The organism is Escherichia sp. MOD1-EC6098, assembly GCF_002965865.1.
Taxonomy (GTDB): domain Bacteria; phylum Pseudomonadota; class Gammaproteobacteria; order Enterobacterales; family Enterobacteriaceae; genus Escherichia; species Escherichia marmotae.
Genome location: NZ_PTSN01000027.1, coordinates 25,005 through 43,214, shown reverse-complemented (window position 1 = coordinate 43,214; position 18,210 = coordinate 25,005). Strand labels below are relative to the sequence as shown.

Below are 18,210 nucleotides of genomic sequence, written 5' to 3'. Positions count from 1 at the left end.
GGCGTTTTTTATCAAACCCCGTACTCTTCGCGATAAGCCTTAACGGCTGCCAGATGTTCCGCCATGTCCGGCTTCTCTTCCAGATAAGCAATCAGGTCTTTCAGGGTGATGATAGAGATCACTTTGCAGTTGTAATCACGCTCAACTTCCTGAATCGCTGATATCTCGCCACGACCACGTTCCTGACGATCGAGCGAAATCAGCACGCCAGCAAGCGTCGCGCCATTGGCCTGAATAATTTCCATCGACTCACGAATCGCCGTTCCGGCGGTGATCACATCATCCACCAGCATTACTCGTCCTTGTAACGAGCTACCAACCAGATTGCCACCTTCGCCGTGGTCTTTTGCTTCTTTGCGGTTAAAGCAGTATGGCAGGTCAAGGTCATGATGCTCCGCCAGTGCCACAGCGGTTGTGGTCGCGATCGGAATACCTTTGTAAGCGGGGCCAAACAGCAGATCGAACTCAATGCCAGAATCCACTAACGCTTCAGCGTAAAAACGGCCTAACAGTGCCAGGTCGCGCCCGGTATTAAATAGTCCGGCGTTGAAGAAATAGGGGCTTTTACGCCCGGATTTCAGCGTAAACTCACCAAACTTTAATACCTGTTTGCCAAGCGCAAACTCAATAAACTGGCGCTGATATGGTTTCATGCCTTCGCTCCTCATCTTACTTTTCTACAGACAAAAAAAAGGCGACTCATCAGTCGCCTTAAAAATCAGTTTGCCAGCGCCGCCTTCTGCGTCGCTACAATGGATTCGATTCCCCCTCGGGCCAGCGCCAACAAGGTGAGGAGTTCTTCGTGGGTGAATGGTTCGCCTTCTGCCGTTCCCTGAACCTCAATGATCCGCCCATCTTCGGTCATCACCACGTTCATGTCCGTTTCTGCGGCAGAGTCTTCAACATATTCCAGATCGCAAATCGCTTCGCCATTAACGATACCCACCGAAACCGCAGCTACCATGCCTTTCATCGGGTTGGTTTTCAGTTTGCCATTCTCAACCAGCTTATTCAGCGCATCTGCCAGCGCCACGCAAGCACCGGTGATCGAAGCAGTGCGCGTGCCGCCATCGGCCTGAAGTACGTCGCAGTCCAGCGTAATGGTGAACTCACCCAACGCTTTCAAATCAACCGCTGCACGCAATGCACGGGCGATCAGACGCTGGATTTCCATCGTGCGTCCGCCCTGCTTACCTTTTGCCGCTTCGCGGGCGTTACGGGTGTGGGTGGAGCGCGGCAACATACCGTATTCTGCGGTGATCCAGCCCTGCCCCTGACCTTTCAGGAAGCGCGGCACGCCTTCTTCAATAGAGGCAGTACACAACACTTTGGTATCGCCAAATTCGACCAGCACCGAGCCTTCTGCATGTTTTGTATAGTTACGAGTCAGGGTAACGGGACGCACCTGATTATTGCTACGGCCTGCTGGACGCATATTGAAATCTCCGGCTTGAAACAAATGTGGCTGCGCATTATACGGACTTCCGGCGGTTATTCCTATCCTGACAAGGCATCGATGGCTATAATCCTTCCACCTCTCCTTTCAAAAACAGGAACGTCTATGATCCGCAGTATGACCGCCTACGCCCGGCGTGAAATCAAGGGTGAATGGGGGAGCGCAACCTGGGAAATGCGCTCGGTAAACCAGCGTTATCTGGAAACTTACTTTCGTCTGCCGGAGCAGTTCCGTAGCCTTGAACCTGTCGTTCGCGAGCGTATTCGTTCTCGCCTGACGCGCGGTAAAGTGGAATGCACCCTGCGCTATGAGCCAGATGTTAGCGCACAAGGCGAGCTGATTCTCAACGAAAAGCTGGCTAAACAGCTCGTAACTGCCGCTAACTGGGTAAAAATGCAGAGCGACGAAGGGGAAATCAACCCGGTTGATATCCTGCGCTGGCCGGGTGTGATGGCAGCTCAGGAGCAGGATCTCGACGCCATTGCCGCTGAAATTCTCGCTGCGCTGGATGGTACTCTTGACGACTTTATTGTCGCGCGCGAAACCGAAGGTCAGGCGCTGAAAGCGTTGATCGAGCAGCGTCTGGAAGGTGTCACCGCCGAAGTGGCTAAAGTTCGTGCCCATATGCCGGAAATCCTGCAATGGCAGCGTGAACGTCTGGTAGCGAAACTGGAAGATGCTCAGGTACAGTTGGAAAACAATCGCCTGGAGCAAGAGTTAGTGCTGCTGGCGCAACGAATTGACGTTGCCGAAGAGCTGGACCGCCTCGAAGCGCATGTCAAAGAGACCTACAACATTCTGAAGAAAAAAGAAGCGGTTGGCCGTCGTCTGGACTTTATGATGCAAGAGTTTAATCGCGAGTCGAACACCCTGGCCTCGAAGTCTATCAATGCCGAAGTAACTAATTCAGCTATTGAACTGAAAGTACTGATCGAACAAATGCGCGAACAGATTCAGAATATCGAGTAACCCTCATAATTCCGTAGGCCGTTGTTAAATTACAGCGGCGCTACGTATACAGACTTCTTATTTACTTTAAAACACGCCCTAATATTTCTAATGCATTTTTCTCCTGACAATCTAAGAGAAACGCATTAAAACTACAGAAAACACCAATTTCACATAACTAAATATTATCAATAACCTCTCACCTTAAAAAATCTCAATCGTGACGATGCGTACAAATCGCTACCCTGCCAGACAGATTTTTAGGGAGAGAACCATGCTGTTACACATTTTGTATTTGGTTGGCATTACTGCCGAAGCCATGACGGGAGCGCTGGCGGCCGGACGGCGGCGCATGGATACATTTGGCGTAATTATTATTGCGACCGCCACTGCAATCGGCGGCGGTTCAGTACGGGATATACTTTTGGGCCACTATCCGCTCGGCTGGGTCAAACATCCGGAATATGTGATTATCGTCGCCACCGCCGCGGTACTCACCACTATTGTTGCTCCCGTAATGCCTTACCTGCGCAAAGTCTTTCTGGTGTTAGATGCGCTCGGACTGGTGGTCTTTTCTATCATTGGCGCACAGGTCGCGCTGGATATGGGCCACGGCCCGGTCATTGCCGTTGTCGCTGCGGTGACAACCGGCGTATTTGGCGGTGTTTTGCGCGATATGTTCTGTAAACGCATCCCGCTGGTCTTTCAGAAAGAACTGTATGCCGGGGTTTCATTTGCTTCCGCCGTGCTGTATATCGCACTGCAACACTATGTTTCCAACCATGATGTGGTGATTATCTCCACCCTGGTGTTTGGCTTTTTTGCTCGCTTGCTGGCACTGCGTCTTAAACTGGGATTACCCGTTTTTTACTACAGCCACGAAGGTCATTAAGGTACAAAACCTGCGATCTGCTGGGTAGCCAACCAGCTACCTAGCGTCTTGATTTGCACATTATTCTTCCATTCAATAATCTGGCTGGCGCGACGAGATCCGGTTCCCGGCAGATGCTGCCAATGTTGTTCACTTCTCTGCAAAAGTTGCGTCCAGGACCGTTCATCACCGGCATTAAGCGCCCCCCGGGTTAACGGTATTCCCATTGCCATCACCCAGCGGGTAAAAGGCTGCTTACGAGCCAGATTAAACTGATGCCATAACTGCCCGCTTTTACTTTTCGCTATCCCTGGCGTGTTCTGTAATTGCTCTGGCGTTAATGAAAGCCAGGAAAAGATATGCTCAAAGCGATGCGTCTGATGCAGTGCGCGCCAGCCAGCTTCGCCAATGCCATCCAGCCCCAAAACCTGTTTTGACCCCAACCAGACTAAGCGTGATATGAATTGCTCCAGACAAACATCAGAAGCAAAGTAACAGGTCAACGAGTTAAAGCGGTTTTCTGGCGGTGTCGGCTTTCTGCGTTCCGCAGTCCGCCACACCACATCATCAATACGTGGAATACCCTGACCGGCAAGACTTATGAGGATTTGATCGCCTGGCGCTATGTCCCACTCCTGCCAGCGTCTGACGGAACCAATATTCACCCGCTGAACTTTTTTATCATCCAGCATGACTGGTGCGAGTGACGCCACCACCGATATTTTTCCGCTTTTGCCCACTGCAAACTGAATCGAACTCACTTCAGCAACCTGTGCCACAGGTTGATATTTCCACGCCACCAGCCAGTCCGCCTGCCCCGGTAGCCAATGGCGGGATTCGGGTTCCTTAGCCGCTCGCACAACCACGCCATCGGTGACGAAGGGCAATTTCGCTTTCCACCACTCATTACGTGCTCGCTCAACCTCATCAGCATTTTTCACCGTGTGAGTGTACGCTTGCGTCAGACTAAATCCCGCGCTTGCAAGCTGCTGCAATCGCTCGGCCATTAACTGCGGTCCATCCGGCCACGCCCAGATAAAAACGCCCAGCGAATTTAGCGTGTCGTTATTGTCCTGGCGCATCAACATACCTGCAACTTTTGCACGCGCATTCATTCCGCCCATTTGCTGCTGGATATGGCCTTCGCTCCGGAGAAATATTTCTCCTTGCAGTGTGCTATTGGCTAAAGGTTCGCTGACGGATTGCGGTACAGAAGGAATCGAGCGCACTTTCTGCGTCCAGTCTTCACCTTTCAGGCCATTGCCACGGCTGATCGCCTTAATCAGTTTTCCGTCACGATAGACCAGAGTTACCGCGACACCATCAACTTTTGGCTGCACCCAAAGATCGCTGCGTTCACGCATCCAAAGGCTCAATGCATTTTTATCCGCCAGCTTACGCACTCCAGTATGAGCAACTGGATGCATTACGGTTCCAATTAAAGGCAGTATCATGGCTTCACGAGTTGCCTCTTCACCAAAACAACGTTGCCACTGTGCAAGGCGGGCGCTGAGTTGATCATAAACGCCGTCTTCAACAGCACTTTTTCCCTTTTTCCAGTAATCCTCATCCCACTGTTTTATTTGCTGTTGCAGGCGGGAAATTTCTTCATGCGCTCTGGCTGGCGACCAGACTGGGCAGACTCCCTGCGCCGATGATTGCCAGCATAAAACACTCATTAACACTGCAATCCATACTTTCATCGTCACCTCCACTGTTGTCAGCCTGGCAGGTATACAACGAGGTGAATGCAAAGCCGAGAGGCAAAACTGAAGTGTGCGATGATGCTTCCAGAGAATCGTCCTGATTGCAGTAAATGACAGGGAATAGCGGAAACAGCTACGCAAAACGCAACAACTTTGCGCAAAAAGTGTGAGCAAGGGCTACGTCACATGGCCACGCCGTGTATAATAAGCTCGTATGTAGGCTTTATTTCGCTAATCACATACGAAAGATACTCATGGCTCAAGGCACGCTTTATATTGTTTCTGCCCCCAGTGGCGCGGGTAAATCCAGCCTGATTCAGGCTTTATTAAAAACCCAACCGTTGTATGACACCCAGGTTTCTGTTTCACACACCACGCGCGCACCGCGTCCTGGTGAAGTACACGGTGAGCATTACTTTTTTGTTAATCATGATGAATTTAAAGAAATGATTAGCAGAGATGCATTCCTTGAGCACGCGGAAGTGTTCGGTAATTACTACGGCACTTCGCGCGAGGCCATTGAGCAAGTACTGGCAAGCGGTGTGGATGTTTTTCTTGATATCGACTGGCAGGGTGCGCAGCAAATTCGCCAGAAGATGCCGCATGCGCGTAGTATCTTTATTTTACCGCCGTCCAAAATCGAGCTGGACCGCCGTCTACGCGGTCGCGGTCAGGACAGCGAAGAGGTCATTGCAAAGCGTATGGCGCAAGCAGTTGCAGAAATGAGCCATTACGCCGAATATGATTATTTGATTGTGAATGATGACTTCGATACCGCATTGACCGATTTGAAGACCATTATTCGCGCCGAACGCTTGCGCATGAGTCGCCAAAAGCAACGTCATGACGCTTTAATCAGCAAATTGTTGGCAGACTGAACCTTCTTTCAGTATCATGCCCAGTCATTTCTTCACCTGTGGAGCTTTTTAAGTATGGCACGCGTAACTGTTCAGGACGCTGTAGAGAAAATTGGTAACCGTTTTGACCTGGTACTGGTCGCCGCGCGTCGCGCTCGTCAGATGCAGGTAGGCGGAAAGGATCCGCTAGTACCGGAAGAAAACGATAAAACTACAGTAATCGCGCTGCGCGAAATCGAAGAAGGTCTGATCAACAACCAGATCCTCGACGTTCGCGAACGCCAGGAACAGCAAGAGCAGGAAGCCGCTGAATTACAAGCCGTTACCGCTATTGCTGAAGGTCGTCGTTAATCACAAAGCGGGTCGCCCTTGTATCTGTTTGAAAGCCTGAATCAACTGATTCAAAACTACCTGCCGGAAGACCAAATTAAGCGTCTGCGGCAGGCGTATCTCGTTGCACGTGATGCTCACGAGGGGCAAACACGTTCAAGCGGTGAACCCTATATCACGCACCCGGTAGCGGTTGCCTGCATTCTGGCCGAGATGAAACTCGACTATGAAACGCTGATGGCGGCGCTACTTCATGACGTGATTGAAGATACTCCCGCCACCTACCAGGACATGGAACAGCTTTTTGGCAAAAGCGTAGCCGAACTGGTAGAGGGGGTGTCAAAACTTGATAAACTCAAGTTCCGCGATAAGAAAGAGGCGCAGGCCGAAAACTTTCGCAAGATGATTATGGCGATGGTGCAAGATATCCGCGTCATTCTCATCAAACTCGCAGACCGTACCCACAACATGCGCACGCTGGGCTCACTCCGCCCGGACAAACGTCGCCGCATCGCCCGTGAAACCCTTGAAATATACAGTCCGCTGGCACACCGTTTGGGTATCCACCACATTAAAACCGAACTCGAAGAGCTGGGTTTTGAAGCGCTGTACCCCAACCGCTACCGCGTGATTAAAGAAGTGGTGAAAGCTGCACGCGGCAACCGTAAAGAGATGATCCAAAAAATCCTCTCTGAAATCGAAGGGCGTTTGCAGGAAGCGGGAATACCATGCCGTGTCAGTGGTCGCGAGAAACATCTTTATTCGATTTACTGCAAAATGGTGCTCAAAGAGCAGCGTTTTCACTCGATCATGGACATCTATGCTTTTCGCGTAATCGTCCATGATGCCGATACCTGTTATCGCGTGCTCGGTCAGATGCACAGCCTGTACAAGCCGCGTCCGGGGCGCGTGAAAGACTACATCGCTATCCCAAAAGCGAACGGCTATCAGTCTTTACACACCTCAATGATTGGCCCGCACGGCGTTCCGGTTGAAGTCCAGATTCGTACCGAAGATATGGACCAGATGGCGGAGATGGGTGTTGCCGCGCACTGGGCGTATAAAGAGCACGGCGAAACCAGCACTACTGCACAAATCCGCGCCCAGCGTTGGATGCAGAGCCTGTTGGAGCTGCAGCAAAGCGCCGGCAGCTCGTTCGAATTTATCGAGAGCGTTAAATCCGATCTCTTCCCGGATGAGATTTACGTTTTCACACCGGAAGGGCGCATTGTCGAGTTGCCTGCCGGTGCCACACCTGTCGACTTCGCATACGCAGTGCATACCGATATCGGTCACGCCTGCGTGGGCGCGCGCGTCGACCGCCAGCCGTACCCGCTATCGCAGCCGCTCTCCAGTGGTCAAACCGTTGAAATCATTACCGCACCGGGCGCTCGCCCGAATGCCGCATGGCTGAACTTTGTCGTCAGCTCGAAAGCGCGCGCCAAAATTCGCCAGTTGCTGAAAAACCTCAAGCGTGATGATTCCGTAAGCCTCGGTCGCCGTCTGCTCAACCATGCATTAGGTGGCAGCCGCAAGCTGAATGAAATTCCGCAGGAGAATATCCAGCGCGAACTGGACCGCATGAAGCTGGCAACGCTTGACGATCTGCTGGCTGAAATTGGCCTTGGTAACGCAATGAGCGTGGTGGTCGCGAAAAATCTGCAACATGGTGACGCCTCTATTCCACCAGCGACCCAAAGTCACGGGCATCTGCCGATCAAAGGTGCCGATGGCGTGCTGATCACCTTTGCGAAATGCTGCCGCCCAATTCCTGGCGACCCGATTATCGCCCACGTCAGCCCCGGTAAGGGTCTGGTGATCCACCATGAATCCTGCCGTAACATCCGTGGCTATCAGAAAGAGCCAGAGAAGTTTATGGCTGTGGAATGGGATAAAGAGACGGCGCAGGAGTTCATCACCGAAATAAAAGTTGAGATGTTCAACCATCAGGGCGCACTGGCAAACCTGACAGCGGCGATCAACACCACTAATTCCAATATTCAAAGTCTGAATACAGAAGAGAAAGATGGTCGCGTCTACAGTGCCTTTATTCGTCTGACCGCACGTGACCGCGTACATCTGGCAAATATCATGCGCAAAATCCGCGTGATGCCAGACGTAATTAAAGTCACCCGAAACAGAAATTAATGTTTTATGAACCCAACACGTTATGCACGCATCTGCGAAATGCTCGCCAGGCGGCAGCCTGACCTGACCGTCTGCATGGAACAGGTTCACAAACCCCATAACGTTTCTGCGATCATTCGTACCGCAGATGCCGTTGGCGTACACGAAGTTCACGCTGTCTGGCCTGGTAGCCGGATGCGCACCATGGCTTCGGCTGCTGCTGGTAGTAACAGTTGGGTACAGGTGAAAACACACCGCACCATTGGCGATGCAGTCGCCCACCTGAAAGGTCAGGGTATGCAAATTCTGGCAACCCACCTTTCTGATAAAGCCGTCGATTTTCGCGAAATCGATTACACCCGCCCGACCTGTATTTTAATGGGACAGGAAAAAACGGGCATCACGCAGGAAGCATTAGAACTGGCAGATCAGGACATCATCATTCCGATGATCGGCATGGTGCAGTCGCTTAATGTCTCCGTCGCCTCCGCACTTATTCTTTACGAAGCCCAGCGTCAGCGGCAAAACGCGGGTATGTATCTGCGTGAAAACAGTATGTTGCCGGAAGCAGAGCAACAACGCCTGCTGTTTGAAGGTGGCTATCCGGTGCTGGCTAAAGTCGCGAAACGCAAAGGCCTGCCCTACCCCCACGTCAATCAACAAGGCGAGATTGAAGCCGATGCTGAGTGGTGGGCTACCATGCAGGCCGCAGGGTAAGCGCTATGAAAGGTCGCCTGTTAGATGCTGTCCCGCTCAGTTCCCTAACGGGCGTTGGCGCGGCGCAAAGTAACAAACTGGCGAAAATCAACCTGCATACCGTGCAGGATTTACTGTTACACCTTCCCCTGCGCTATGAAGATCGCACCCATCTCTATCCCATAGGTGAGCTGTTGCCGGGCATTTATGCCACGGTGGAAGGCGAAGTACTGAACTGCAATATCTCCTTCGGCGGTCGCCGGATGATGACCTGTCAGATTAGCGACGGTTCCGGCATTCTCACCATGCGCTTTTTCAACTTTAACGCCGCGATGAAAAATAGCCTGGCGACAGGTCGACGCGTATTGGCCTATGGCGAAGCAAAGCGCGGTAAATATGGTGCGGAGATGATCCACCCGGAATACCGCGTACAGGGCGATCTCAGTACTCCGGAGTTACAGGAAACCCTCACCCCGGTTTACCCAACAACGGAAGGTGTAAAACAGGCAACGCTGCGCAAACTGACCGATCAGGCGCTGGATCTGCTCGACACCTGCGCCATTGAAGAACTGCTGCCGCCGGAACTGTCACAAGGAATGATGACGCTGCCGGAAGCCTTGCGCACCCTGCATCGTCCACCGCCAACACTACAGCTCAGCGATCTGGAAACCGGGCGGCATCCGGCACAGCGTCGTCTTATTCTGGAAGAGCTGCTGGCGCACAACCTCAGCATGTTAGCGTTACGCGCCGGTGCCCAACGTTTTCATGCTCAGCCGCTTAGCGCCAGTGACGCGCTGAAGGACAAACTGCTCGCTGCCTTACCGTTCAAGCCAACGGGCGCGCAGGCGCGTGTGGTGGCGGAGATTGAGCGCGATATGGCGCTGGATGTGCCAATGATGCGTCTGGTACAGGGCGATGTAGGTTCCGGTAAAACACTGGTTGCCGCTCTCGCTGCGCTGCGTGCTATCGCTCACGGCAAACAAGTGGCACTGATGGCACCAACCGAATTGCTTGCCGAACAGCACGCCAATAATTTCCGCAACTGGTTTGAACCGCTCGGTATCGAAGTGGGCTGGCTGGCGGGCAAACAGAAGGGCAAAGCGCGGCTGGCACAGCAAGAAGCCATCGCCAGCGGTCAGGTGCAGATGATTGTCGGCACCCACGCTATCTTCCAGGAACAGGTACAGTTTAACGGTCTGGCGCTGGTGATTATCGACGAACAGCATCGTTTTGGCGTGCATCAACGCCTGGCGTTATGGGAGAAAGGCCAGCAGCAGGGCTTTCATCCTCATCAGTTGATCATGACCGCCACGCCGATTCCCCGCACTCTGGCGATGACCGCGTATGCCGATCTCGATACCTCGGTCATTGATGAACTACCGCCAGGACGTACCCCAGTGACGACAGTGGCGATCCCGGATACGCGTCGTAACGACATTATCGACCGCGTGCGCCACGCCTGCATAACGGAAGGCCGTCAGGCGTACTGGGTTTGTACATTGATTGAAGAATCGGAATTACTGGAAGCGCAGGCAGCCGAAGCAACGTGGGAAGAGTTAAAACTGGCGCTGCCGGAACTGAACGTCGGTCTGGTTCATGGGCGGATGAAACCTGCCGAAAAGCAAGCGGTAATGGCGTCGTTTAAACAAGGCGAGCTACACCTGCTGGTTGCGACGACTGTTATTGAAGTAGGCGTCGATGTCCCCAACGCCAGCCTGATGATTATCGAGAACCCGGAGCGTCTGGGTCTGGCGCAGTTACACCAGTTGCGCGGGCGCGTAGGTCGTGGCGCGGTGGCTTCTCACTGTGTTCTGCTTTACAAAACACCACTCTCCAAAACGGCGCAAGTCCGCCTGCAAGTGCTACGCGACAGCAACGACGGATTTGTGATTGCGCAAAAAGATTTAGAGATTCGCGGCCCTGGTGAACTGCTGGGCACGCGCCAGACAGGCAATGCAGAGTTTAAAGTGGCTGATTTGCTGCGCGATCAGGCCATGATCCCGGAAGTTCAGCGCCTGGCACGCCATATTCACGAACGTTATCCCCAGCAGGCAAAAGCCCTGATAGAACGCTGGATGCCGGAGACGGAACGCTATTCGAATGCGTAAAAAGCGGCGGCATTTGCACCGCCGCTTCATCAGTTAACCCGCAAAAATCGGCAACATCAGGTAGAGCTTAATCACCAGGGCATTGACAATATCGATAAAGAACGCACCGACCATCGGCACCACCAGGAAGGCCATATGTGAAGGGCCAAAACGTTCGGTGATCGCCTGCATGTTGGCGATTGCCGTGGGCGTTGCACCAAGGCCAAAACCACAGTGCCCCGCGGCCAGCACCGCCGCATCGTAGTTTTTCCCCATCATGCGCCAGGTGACAAAGATAGCGTACAACGCCATGAAGATGGTTTGCGCGACCAGAATCGCCAGCATCGGCAACGCCAGCGAAGCCAGCTCCCACAGTTTCAGCCCCATCAACGCCATCGCCAGGAACAGCGACAGGCTTACGTTACCAAGTACGGATACCGCGCGCTCAAAGACGCGGTAAAAGCCCAACATTGACAAGCCGTTGCTCAGAATCACGCCCACAAACAGCACGCAAACAAAGGTTGGCAATTCAAAAGCAGTGCCAGCCAAAAGTTGCGCAACGATTTTCCCTACCGTCAGACAGATAGCAATCAGCGCGATAGTTTCAATCAGTACCAGCGAGGTGATCATGCGCCCTACGTCGGGCTTTTCAAATGCGGTGGGGACTTCCTGGTCATCAGGTATGCCGTTCGGCGTGGTGGAGTGTTTCACCAGGTAACGCGCCACCGGGCCGCCAATCAGCCCACCCAGAACCAGACCAAACGTCGCACAGGCCATCGCCACTTCCGTCGCGTTGGTGAAGCCATAACGTTCAATGAACAATTTACTCCACGCTGCGCCGGTCCCGTGACCGCCAGAAAGCGTAATAGACCCCGCCAACAGCCCCATCAGCGGATCAAGCCCTAACAGGCTAGCCATGCCAATGCCGATGGCATTTTGCATCACCAACAGACCAACAACCACAATGAGGAAAATCCCCACTACGCGTCCACCGGCACGCAGGCTGGCAATATTGGCGTTCAGGCCAATGGTGGCGAAGAAAGCCAGCATTAATGGATCGCGCAAGGACATATCAAAATTAACTTCCCAGCCCATGCTTTTTTTCAACACCAGCAGAGCCAGTGCCACCAACAACCCTCCGGCAACCGGTTCTGGTATGGTGTATTTTTTCAGAAAGGAGACGGAATGGACCAACTTGCGCCCGAGCAGCAACGTCAGCGTTGCGGCAACAAGCGTTGCTAAAGTATCGAGATGAAACATAGTTACTCCTTTGTATCCGCACCACTCTTCATACTCGTCATACTTCATCGCGCAATCATAGTAAGACGAAATATGACGAGTATCGAGTCATGCTTTCCCGGTTCGAATTCTTAGCTGAAAATAAAAAAATGGCATGGATTTTAAGCAGAAAACAACCAAAAGTTATATAAAAAAGTGCATTTATCGCATTTAAATATTTAGAAGAATGATTGGCAAACGTTTGCTTTTGCCTTTCGGTCAGCTAAAATGCCCGCTTTGCTACCACGGGATTGTTTTCGATGTCTGTTTCCACCTTCGAGTCAGAAAATGCGCAACCGGTTGCGCAGACTCAAAACAGCGAACTGATTTACCGTCTTGAAGATCGTCCGCCGCTTGCTCAAACTCTGTTTGCCGCCTGTCAGCACCTGCTGGCGATGTTTGTCGCGGTAATCACGCCAGCATTGTTAATCTGCCAGGCGCTGGGTTTACCAGCACAGGACACGCAACACATTATTAGTATGTCGCTGTTTGCCTCTGGTGTGGCATCAATTATTCAAATTAAAGCCTGGGGTCCGGTTGGCTCCGGTTTGTTGTCTATTCAGGGCACCAGCTTTAACTTCGTTGCCCCGCTGATTATGGGCGGAACAGCGCTGAAGACCGGTGGTGCCGATGTTCCTACGATGATGGCGGCTCTGTTCGGCACACTGATGCTGGCAAGCTGCACCGAAATGGTTATCTCCCGCGTTCTGCATCTGGCGCGCCGCATTATTACGCCGCTGGTTTCCGGCGTCGTGGTGATGATTATTGGCCTGTCACTGATTCAGGTTGGGCTAACATCCATTGGTGGCGGTTATGCGGCCATGAGCGATAACACCTTTGGTGCACCGAAAAATCTGCTACTGGCGGGCGTGGTCTTAGCTTTAATCATCCTGCTTAATCGTCAACGTAACCCTTACTTACGCGTGGCCTCACTGGTCATTGCGATGGCGGCAGGATATGCACTGGCGTGGTTTATGGACATGTTGCCAGAAAGCAACGAGCCGATGACGCAAGAGCTGATTATGGTGCCAACGCCGCTCTATTACGGACTTGGTATTGAATGGAGCCTGCTGCTACCACTGATGCTGGTCTTTATGATCACCTCACTGGAAACTATTGGCGATATCACAGCCACCTCCGACGTTTCCGAACAACCGGTTTCTGGCCCACTGTACATGAAACGTCTGAAAGGCGGCGTGCTGGCAAACGGCCTGAACTCGTTTGTGTCGGCGGTGTTTAACACCTTCCCGAACTCCTGCTTCGGGCAGAACAACGGTGTGATCCAATTGACCGGTGTTGCCAGCCGTTATGTCGGTTTTGTCGTGGCGCTGATGTTGATCGTGCTGGGTCTGTTCCCTGCAGTGAGCGGTTTTGTCCAACACATTCCCGAACCTGTTCTGGGCGGCGCTACGCTGGTGATGTTTGGTACTATCGCCGCATCCGGTGTGCGTATCGTTTCTCGTGAGCCACTGAACCGTCGGGCGATTCTGATTATCGCGCTGTCGCTGGCGGTCGGTCTGGGTGTTTCTCAGCAGCCACTGATTTTGCAGTTTGCCCCTGACTGGCTGAAAAATCTGCTCTCCTCCGGGATTGCCGCTGGCGGTATCACTGCCATTGTACTGAATCTGATTTTCCCGCCAGAAAAGCAGTAATTTACTCGCGGCGGTAAAATTCTTTACCGCCGTAACCACTCTCTTTCTCCATTCCTGCCTTGAGGAATGCGCGTAAATCGTGCATAACTCCCTTATGTGCATTTCACGGGATGGAAGACCATGAAATTTATTGGGAAGCTGCTTCTCTACATTTTCATCACGCTGTTAGTGGCGATAGTTGGCCTCTATTTCCTTCTGCAAACCCGCTGGGGAGCAGAGCATATCAGCGCATGGATTTCCGAGAATAGCGACTATCATCTGGCCTTCGGGGCGATGGATCACCGTTTTTCCGCGCCGTCTCATATCTTGCTGGAGAACGTCACATTCGGTCGTGATGGTCAACCCGCCACTCTGGTTGCAAAAAGTGTCGATATCGCGCTAAGTAGTCGGCAACTGAGCGAGCCACGGCATGTCGATACTATCCTGCTGGAAAACGGGACGCTGAATCTCACCGACCAGACCGCGCCGCTACCGTTTAAAGCGGATCGTTTGCAACTGCGTGATATGGCATTTAACAGTCCCAATAGCGAGTGGAATCTTAGCGCACAGCGAGTCAATGGCGGCGTCGTTCCGTGGTCGCCGGAAGCCGGTAAAGTACTAGGCTCAAAAGCACAAATTCAGTTCAGTGCTGGCTCTCTGTCGCTCAATGATGTTCCTGCCACCAATGTGTTGATTGAAGGGAATATTGATAACGATCGCGTCACACTGACTAATCTGGGTGCCGACATCGCCCGCGGGACATTAACCGGAAATGCGCAGCGTAACGCCGACGGTAGCTGGCAGGTGGAAAATCTGCGCCTGGCGGATATCCGTCTGCAAAGCGAAAAATCGCTCACCGACTTCTTTGCGCCCTTGCGCTCTGTCCCGTCATTGCAGATTGGCCGCCTGGAAGTGATCGACGCCCGCCTGCAAGGCCCGGACTGGGCGGTGACCGATCTCGATCTCAGCTTGCGCAATATGACCTTTATTAAAGATGACTGGCAGACACAGGAAGGCAAGCTGTCAATGAACGCCAGCGAGTTTATTTATGGTTCGCTGCATTTATTTGACCCGATTATAAACGCGGAATTTTCCCCGCAAGGCGTAGCACTGCGCCAGTTCACCAGCCGCTGGGAAGGGGGGATGGTCAGAACGTCAGGAAACTGGCAGCGCGATGGAAAAACGCTGATCCTCGACGATGCAGCGATTGTTGGACTGGAATATACCTTACCTAAAAACTGGCAACAGTTGTGGATGCAGCAAACTCCCGCCTGGTTAAACACTCTGCAACTGAAGAGATTCAGCGCCAGCCGCAATCTAATCATTGATATTGACCCAGCCTTCCCGTGGCAGCTCACAGCGCTGGATGGATACGGCGCGAATCTGACACTGGTAGCCGATCATAAGTGGGGCGTCTGGAGTGGCACGGCAAATCTGAATGCTGCCGCTGCAACATTCAATCGTGTTGATGTGCGCCGCCCGTCGCTGGCGCTAACCGCCAACAGCAGCACGGTGAATATCAGCGAACTTAGCGCGTTTACCGAGAAAGGCATTCTGGAAGCCACTGCCAGCGTCTCACAAACGCCGCAGCGCCAGACCCATATCAGCCTGAACGGACGCGGTGTGCCGGTGAATATTCTGCAACAGTGGGGATGGCCAGAGTTACCGATTACGGGCGATGGCAATATTCAGCTCACCGCCAGCGGCGATATTCAGGCCGATGCACCGCTAAAACCCACGGTTAACGGACAGCTCCACGCCGTAAATGCTGAAAAACAACAAGTGACCCAAACCATGAATGCTGGCGTGGTTTCCAGTGGTGAAGTTACATCGACGGAGCCGGTACAGTAAAATCAATCTCGCCGGGTACGACACAGACGTACCCGGTATTTCTTCAACAAATTACAGCGTAATTGTCAGCTCATTCCCTTGCGGGGTCACCACCACACCCAACTCACTTTCAGCCTGCGAACCACCTTGCAGACCATTTACTTTAGCGATATTGCGCAAGCACAGCGTCCAGTTCTTCGCTTCTCCCGTACCAGTCACAGTAATGATGTTGCCAGTACGTGCCGCTTTCAGGATGAAGATCACCGAACCATCAGCGGCTGGGACTTCGCAGACGGCTTCACGCCCGTCTTGCAGATTAAAGAGCTGGAAAGCCGTGCCTTCGTGCCACGCATAATCGGGGCGTTGTTCATTGTTGCCCAGCCCCAGTAGGGTGTTATCACGCACATATACCGGCAGACTCTGAAAGCCGTGTTGTTGTTTATGCCAGCGGCTGCCGTCTATTTCATCGTTATGCCACAGGTGCGTCCAGCGACCTTCAGGCAAGTAGAATTGCACATCGCCAGCTTCAGTGAACACCGGCACGACCATCACGCTGCCGCCCAACATGTATTGGCGATCAAGGTAATCACAGGCCGGATCGTCCGGAAACTCCATCACCATTGCGCGCATCATCGGCGTACCCAGCGCGTTCGCACGAGCAGCTTCACGATAAAGATACGGCATCATGCGGCATTTCAGTTGCGTGAAGAAGCGCACCACGTCACAGGACTCATCATCGTAGGCCCACGGCACACGATAAGATTTGCTGCCATGTAAACGGCTATGGCTGGAGAGCAAACCAAACGCGCACCAGCGTTTGTAAACGTGCGCCGGAGCGGTATTCTCAAAGCCGCCGATATCGTGGCTCCAGAAGCCAAAACCAGAAAGGCCAATAGACAAACCTCCGCGCAGGCTTTCCGCCATTGATTCGTAATTGGCGTAGCAATCACCGCCCCAGTGCACCGGAAATTTCTGCGCACCTACGGAAGCCGAGCGGGCAAACAAGACGGCTTCTTCCTCGCCAACGGTTTCCTTCAGCACGTTCCATACCAGTTCGTTGTAGATGTATGCATAATGGTTATGCATTTTCTGTGGATCACAACCGTTAAACCACTGAACGTCTGTTGGAATACGTTCGCCAAAGTCGGTCTTAAAACAATCGACACCCATCGCGATCAGACCTTTCAGTTTATCGGCGTACCATTTGCAGGCATCCGGATTAGTAAAGTCATAAATCGCCAGCCCTGGCTGCCATTTATCCCATTGCCATAGCGAGCCGTCCGGGCGTTTGAGTAAATAGCCTTTCTCTTGTAACTCCTTAAAGACTGGAGATTTCTGCCCAATATAGGGGTTAATCCAGACGCAGATTTTCAGCCCTTTTGCTTTCAGGCGGCGGATCATGCCTTCCGGGTCCGGAAAGGTCAGCGGATCCCACTCAAAATCGCACCATTGGAAGGCTTTCATCCAGAAACAGTCAAAGTGGAAAACATGCAGCGGCAGATTGCGTTCCGCCATACCATCGATAAAACAGTTAACCGTCGCTTCGTCGTAGTTAGTGGTAAATGAAGTGGTTAACCACAGACCGAAGGACCACGCGGGCGGCAGCGCCGGACGGCCGGTAAAACGGGTATAACGATCAAGTACCGCTTTCGGCGTCGGGCCGTCGATAACAAAGTATTCGAGGTATTCACTCTCCACGCTGAACTGCACTTTGGAGACTTTCTCCGATCCCACTTCAAAAGAGACGCATTGGGGATGATTGACCAGTACACCATAACCACGGTTAGTCATGTAGAACGGGATATTTTTATACGCCTGTTCAGTACTTGTGCCGCCATCCCGGTTCCAGGTTTCTACCGTCTGACCATTGCGCACCAGGGCAGTAAAACGCTCTCCCAGCCCGTAAACCGTTTCACCGACGCCAAGATCCAGCCGCTCAAACATATAATTTCGTTGATTATTAGTGTCCTGCACATAGCCATTATTTTTCACCTGGCTACCGGTAATACGTTCGCCATTACGCAGAAAATCCAGTGACCAGAACTCACCTTTACTGACACGCGCGCTTAAGTTGCCACTTTTAAACTCAGCGTAACTTTCTGTGTTTTCGATTGTGACATTCGCGTCCTGCAAAATATTGAGCGGATAATGAGGGCCGTTATCCAGCGCCCCCTGAAAATGCTCAATCCGTACACCGACAATACCTTCCTGTGGGGAGAAAAAACGCAGCGTAAATAAAGGCGTGTCAAGCTGCCAGGTACGTTCACGCACATCACGGGGGGCAGCATAGACCACCATTTCATCACCCTGCTGTTCAACCTCGAACACCTGAAGCGGGTGAATCAAATTGAGGCCAGGTTGAATCAACCAGTTTCCGTCGCTAATTTTCATTG

14 protein-coding genes are annotated in these 18,210 nt (G+C 52.5%); 9 read left to right on the top strand and 5 right to left on the bottom strand.

Annotation, left to right across the window (positions count from 1 at the left end; translation table 11 throughout):
* Positions 1 to 11: 11 nt before the first annotated feature.
* Together pyrE and rph are read right to left on the bottom strand one after the other, a co-directional pair.
* Entirely contained in the window at positions 12 to 653 is a 642-nt protein-coding gene (gene pyrE, locus C0K55_RS22155; RefSeq protein WP_105266700.1) for an orotate phosphoribosyltransferase, read from the bottom strand.
* Between the two features lie 65 nt (positions 654 to 718).
* A complete protein-coding gene (rph, locus tag C0K55_RS22150) occupies positions 719 to 1,435 on the bottom strand; it encodes a ribonuclease PH (RefSeq protein WP_001247086.1) in 717 nt (238 codons plus the stop codon).
* A 126-nt stretch (positions 1,436 to 1,561) separates the two neighbouring features.
* On the opposite strand from rph, the gene C0K55_RS22145 reads away from it, so the two are divergent.
* Both C0K55_RS22145 and C0K55_RS22140 read left to right on the top strand, forming a co-directional pair.
* Positions 1,562 to 2,425, top strand: coding sequence for a YicC/YloC family endoribonuclease (locus tag C0K55_RS22145; RefSeq protein WP_000621334.1), 864 nt, complete (start codon positions 1,562 to 1,564; stop codon positions 2,423 to 2,425).
* Positions 2,426 to 2,678: 253 nt separating this feature from the next.
* Entirely contained in the window at positions 2,679 to 3,296 is a 618-nt protein-coding gene (locus C0K55_RS22140; protein ID WP_001517449.1) for a trimeric intracellular cation channel family protein, read from the top strand.
* On the opposite strand, the gene ligB is transcribed toward C0K55_RS22140, so the two are convergent.
* Entirely contained in the window at positions 3,293 to 4,978 is a 1,686-nt protein-coding gene (gene ligB, locus C0K55_RS22135) for an NAD-dependent DNA ligase LigB (RefSeq protein ID WP_038355031.1), read from the bottom strand. The two genes, C0K55_RS22140 and ligB, sit on opposite strands and share 4 nt — an antisense overlap.
* Positions 4,979 to 5,235: 257 nt before the next feature.
* Here ligB and gmk point away from each other — a divergent pair, with 257 nt between their 5' ends.
* From gmk to recG, 5 genes are read left to right on the top strand one after another with little or no spacing between them, the layout of a single operon-like run.
* Complete coding sequence (gmk, locus tag C0K55_RS22125) at positions 5,236 to 5,859, top strand: guanylate kinase (RefSeq protein WP_001517448.1); 624 nt, start codon at positions 5,236 to 5,238, stop codon at positions 5,857 to 5,859.
* Positions 5,860 to 5,913: 54 nt separating this feature from the next.
* Positions 5,914 to 6,189 (top strand): DNA-directed RNA polymerase subunit omega, encoded by a 276-nt coding sequence (rpoZ, locus tag C0K55_RS22120; protein WP_000135058.1) that lies wholly within the window; start codon positions 5,914 to 5,916, stop codon positions 6,187 to 6,189.
* 18 nt (positions 6,190 to 6,207) lie between these two features.
* Positions 6,208 to 8,316: a bifunctional GTP diphosphokinase/guanosine-3',5'-bis pyrophosphate 3'-pyrophosphohydrolase gene (gene spoT / locus C0K55_RS22115; protein ID WP_000280466.1), complete on the top strand. Its 2,109-nt coding sequence runs from the start codon at positions 6,208 to 6,210 to the stop codon at positions 8,314 to 8,316.
* A 6-nt stretch (positions 8,317 to 8,322) separates the two neighbouring features.
* Positions 8,323 to 9,012, top strand: coding sequence for a tRNA (guanosine(18)-2'-O)-methyltransferase TrmH (trmH, locus tag C0K55_RS22110; protein WP_001070171.1), 690 nt, complete (start codon positions 8,323 to 8,325; stop codon positions 9,010 to 9,012).
* A 5-nt stretch (positions 9,013 to 9,017) separates the two neighbouring features.
* Positions 9,018 to 11,099, top strand: coding sequence for an ATP-dependent DNA helicase RecG (recG, locus tag C0K55_RS22105; protein WP_001517447.1), 2,082 nt, complete (start codon positions 9,018 to 9,020; stop codon positions 11,097 to 11,099).
* Between the two features lie 33 nt (positions 11,100 to 11,132).
* Here the strand turns inward: recG and gltS are convergent, their stop codons facing one another.
* Positions 11,133 to 12,338, bottom strand: coding sequence for a sodium/glutamate symporter (gene gltS / locus C0K55_RS22100; protein WP_000468834.1), 1,206 nt, complete (start codon positions 12,336 to 12,338; stop codon positions 11,133 to 11,135).
* Between the two features lie 278 nt (positions 12,339 to 12,616).
* Between gltS and xanP the strand changes: the two genes are divergently transcribed.
* Positions 12,617 to 14,008, top strand: coding sequence for a xanthine/proton symporter XanP (xanP, locus tag C0K55_RS22095; protein ID WP_001517446.1), 1,392 nt, complete (start codon positions 12,617 to 12,619; stop codon positions 14,006 to 14,008).
* A 120-nt stretch (positions 14,009 to 14,128) separates the two neighbouring features.
* Positions 14,129 to 15,838 carry an AsmA family protein gene (locus C0K55_RS22090; RefSeq protein ID WP_016262718.1) on the top strand — a complete coding sequence of 570 codons (1,710 nt, stop codon included), beginning with the start codon at positions 14,129 to 14,131 and terminating at the stop codon, positions 15,836 to 15,838.
* 51 nt (positions 15,839 to 15,889) lie between these two features.
* Here C0K55_RS22090 and yicI read toward each other — a convergent pair whose 3' ends face one another.
* A complete protein-coding gene (gene yicI, locus C0K55_RS22085; RefSeq protein ID WP_105266702.1) occupies positions 15,890 to 18,208 on the bottom strand; it encodes an alpha-xylosidase in 2,319 nt (772 codons plus the stop codon).
* Positions 18,209 to 18,210 lie beyond the last annotated feature (2 nt).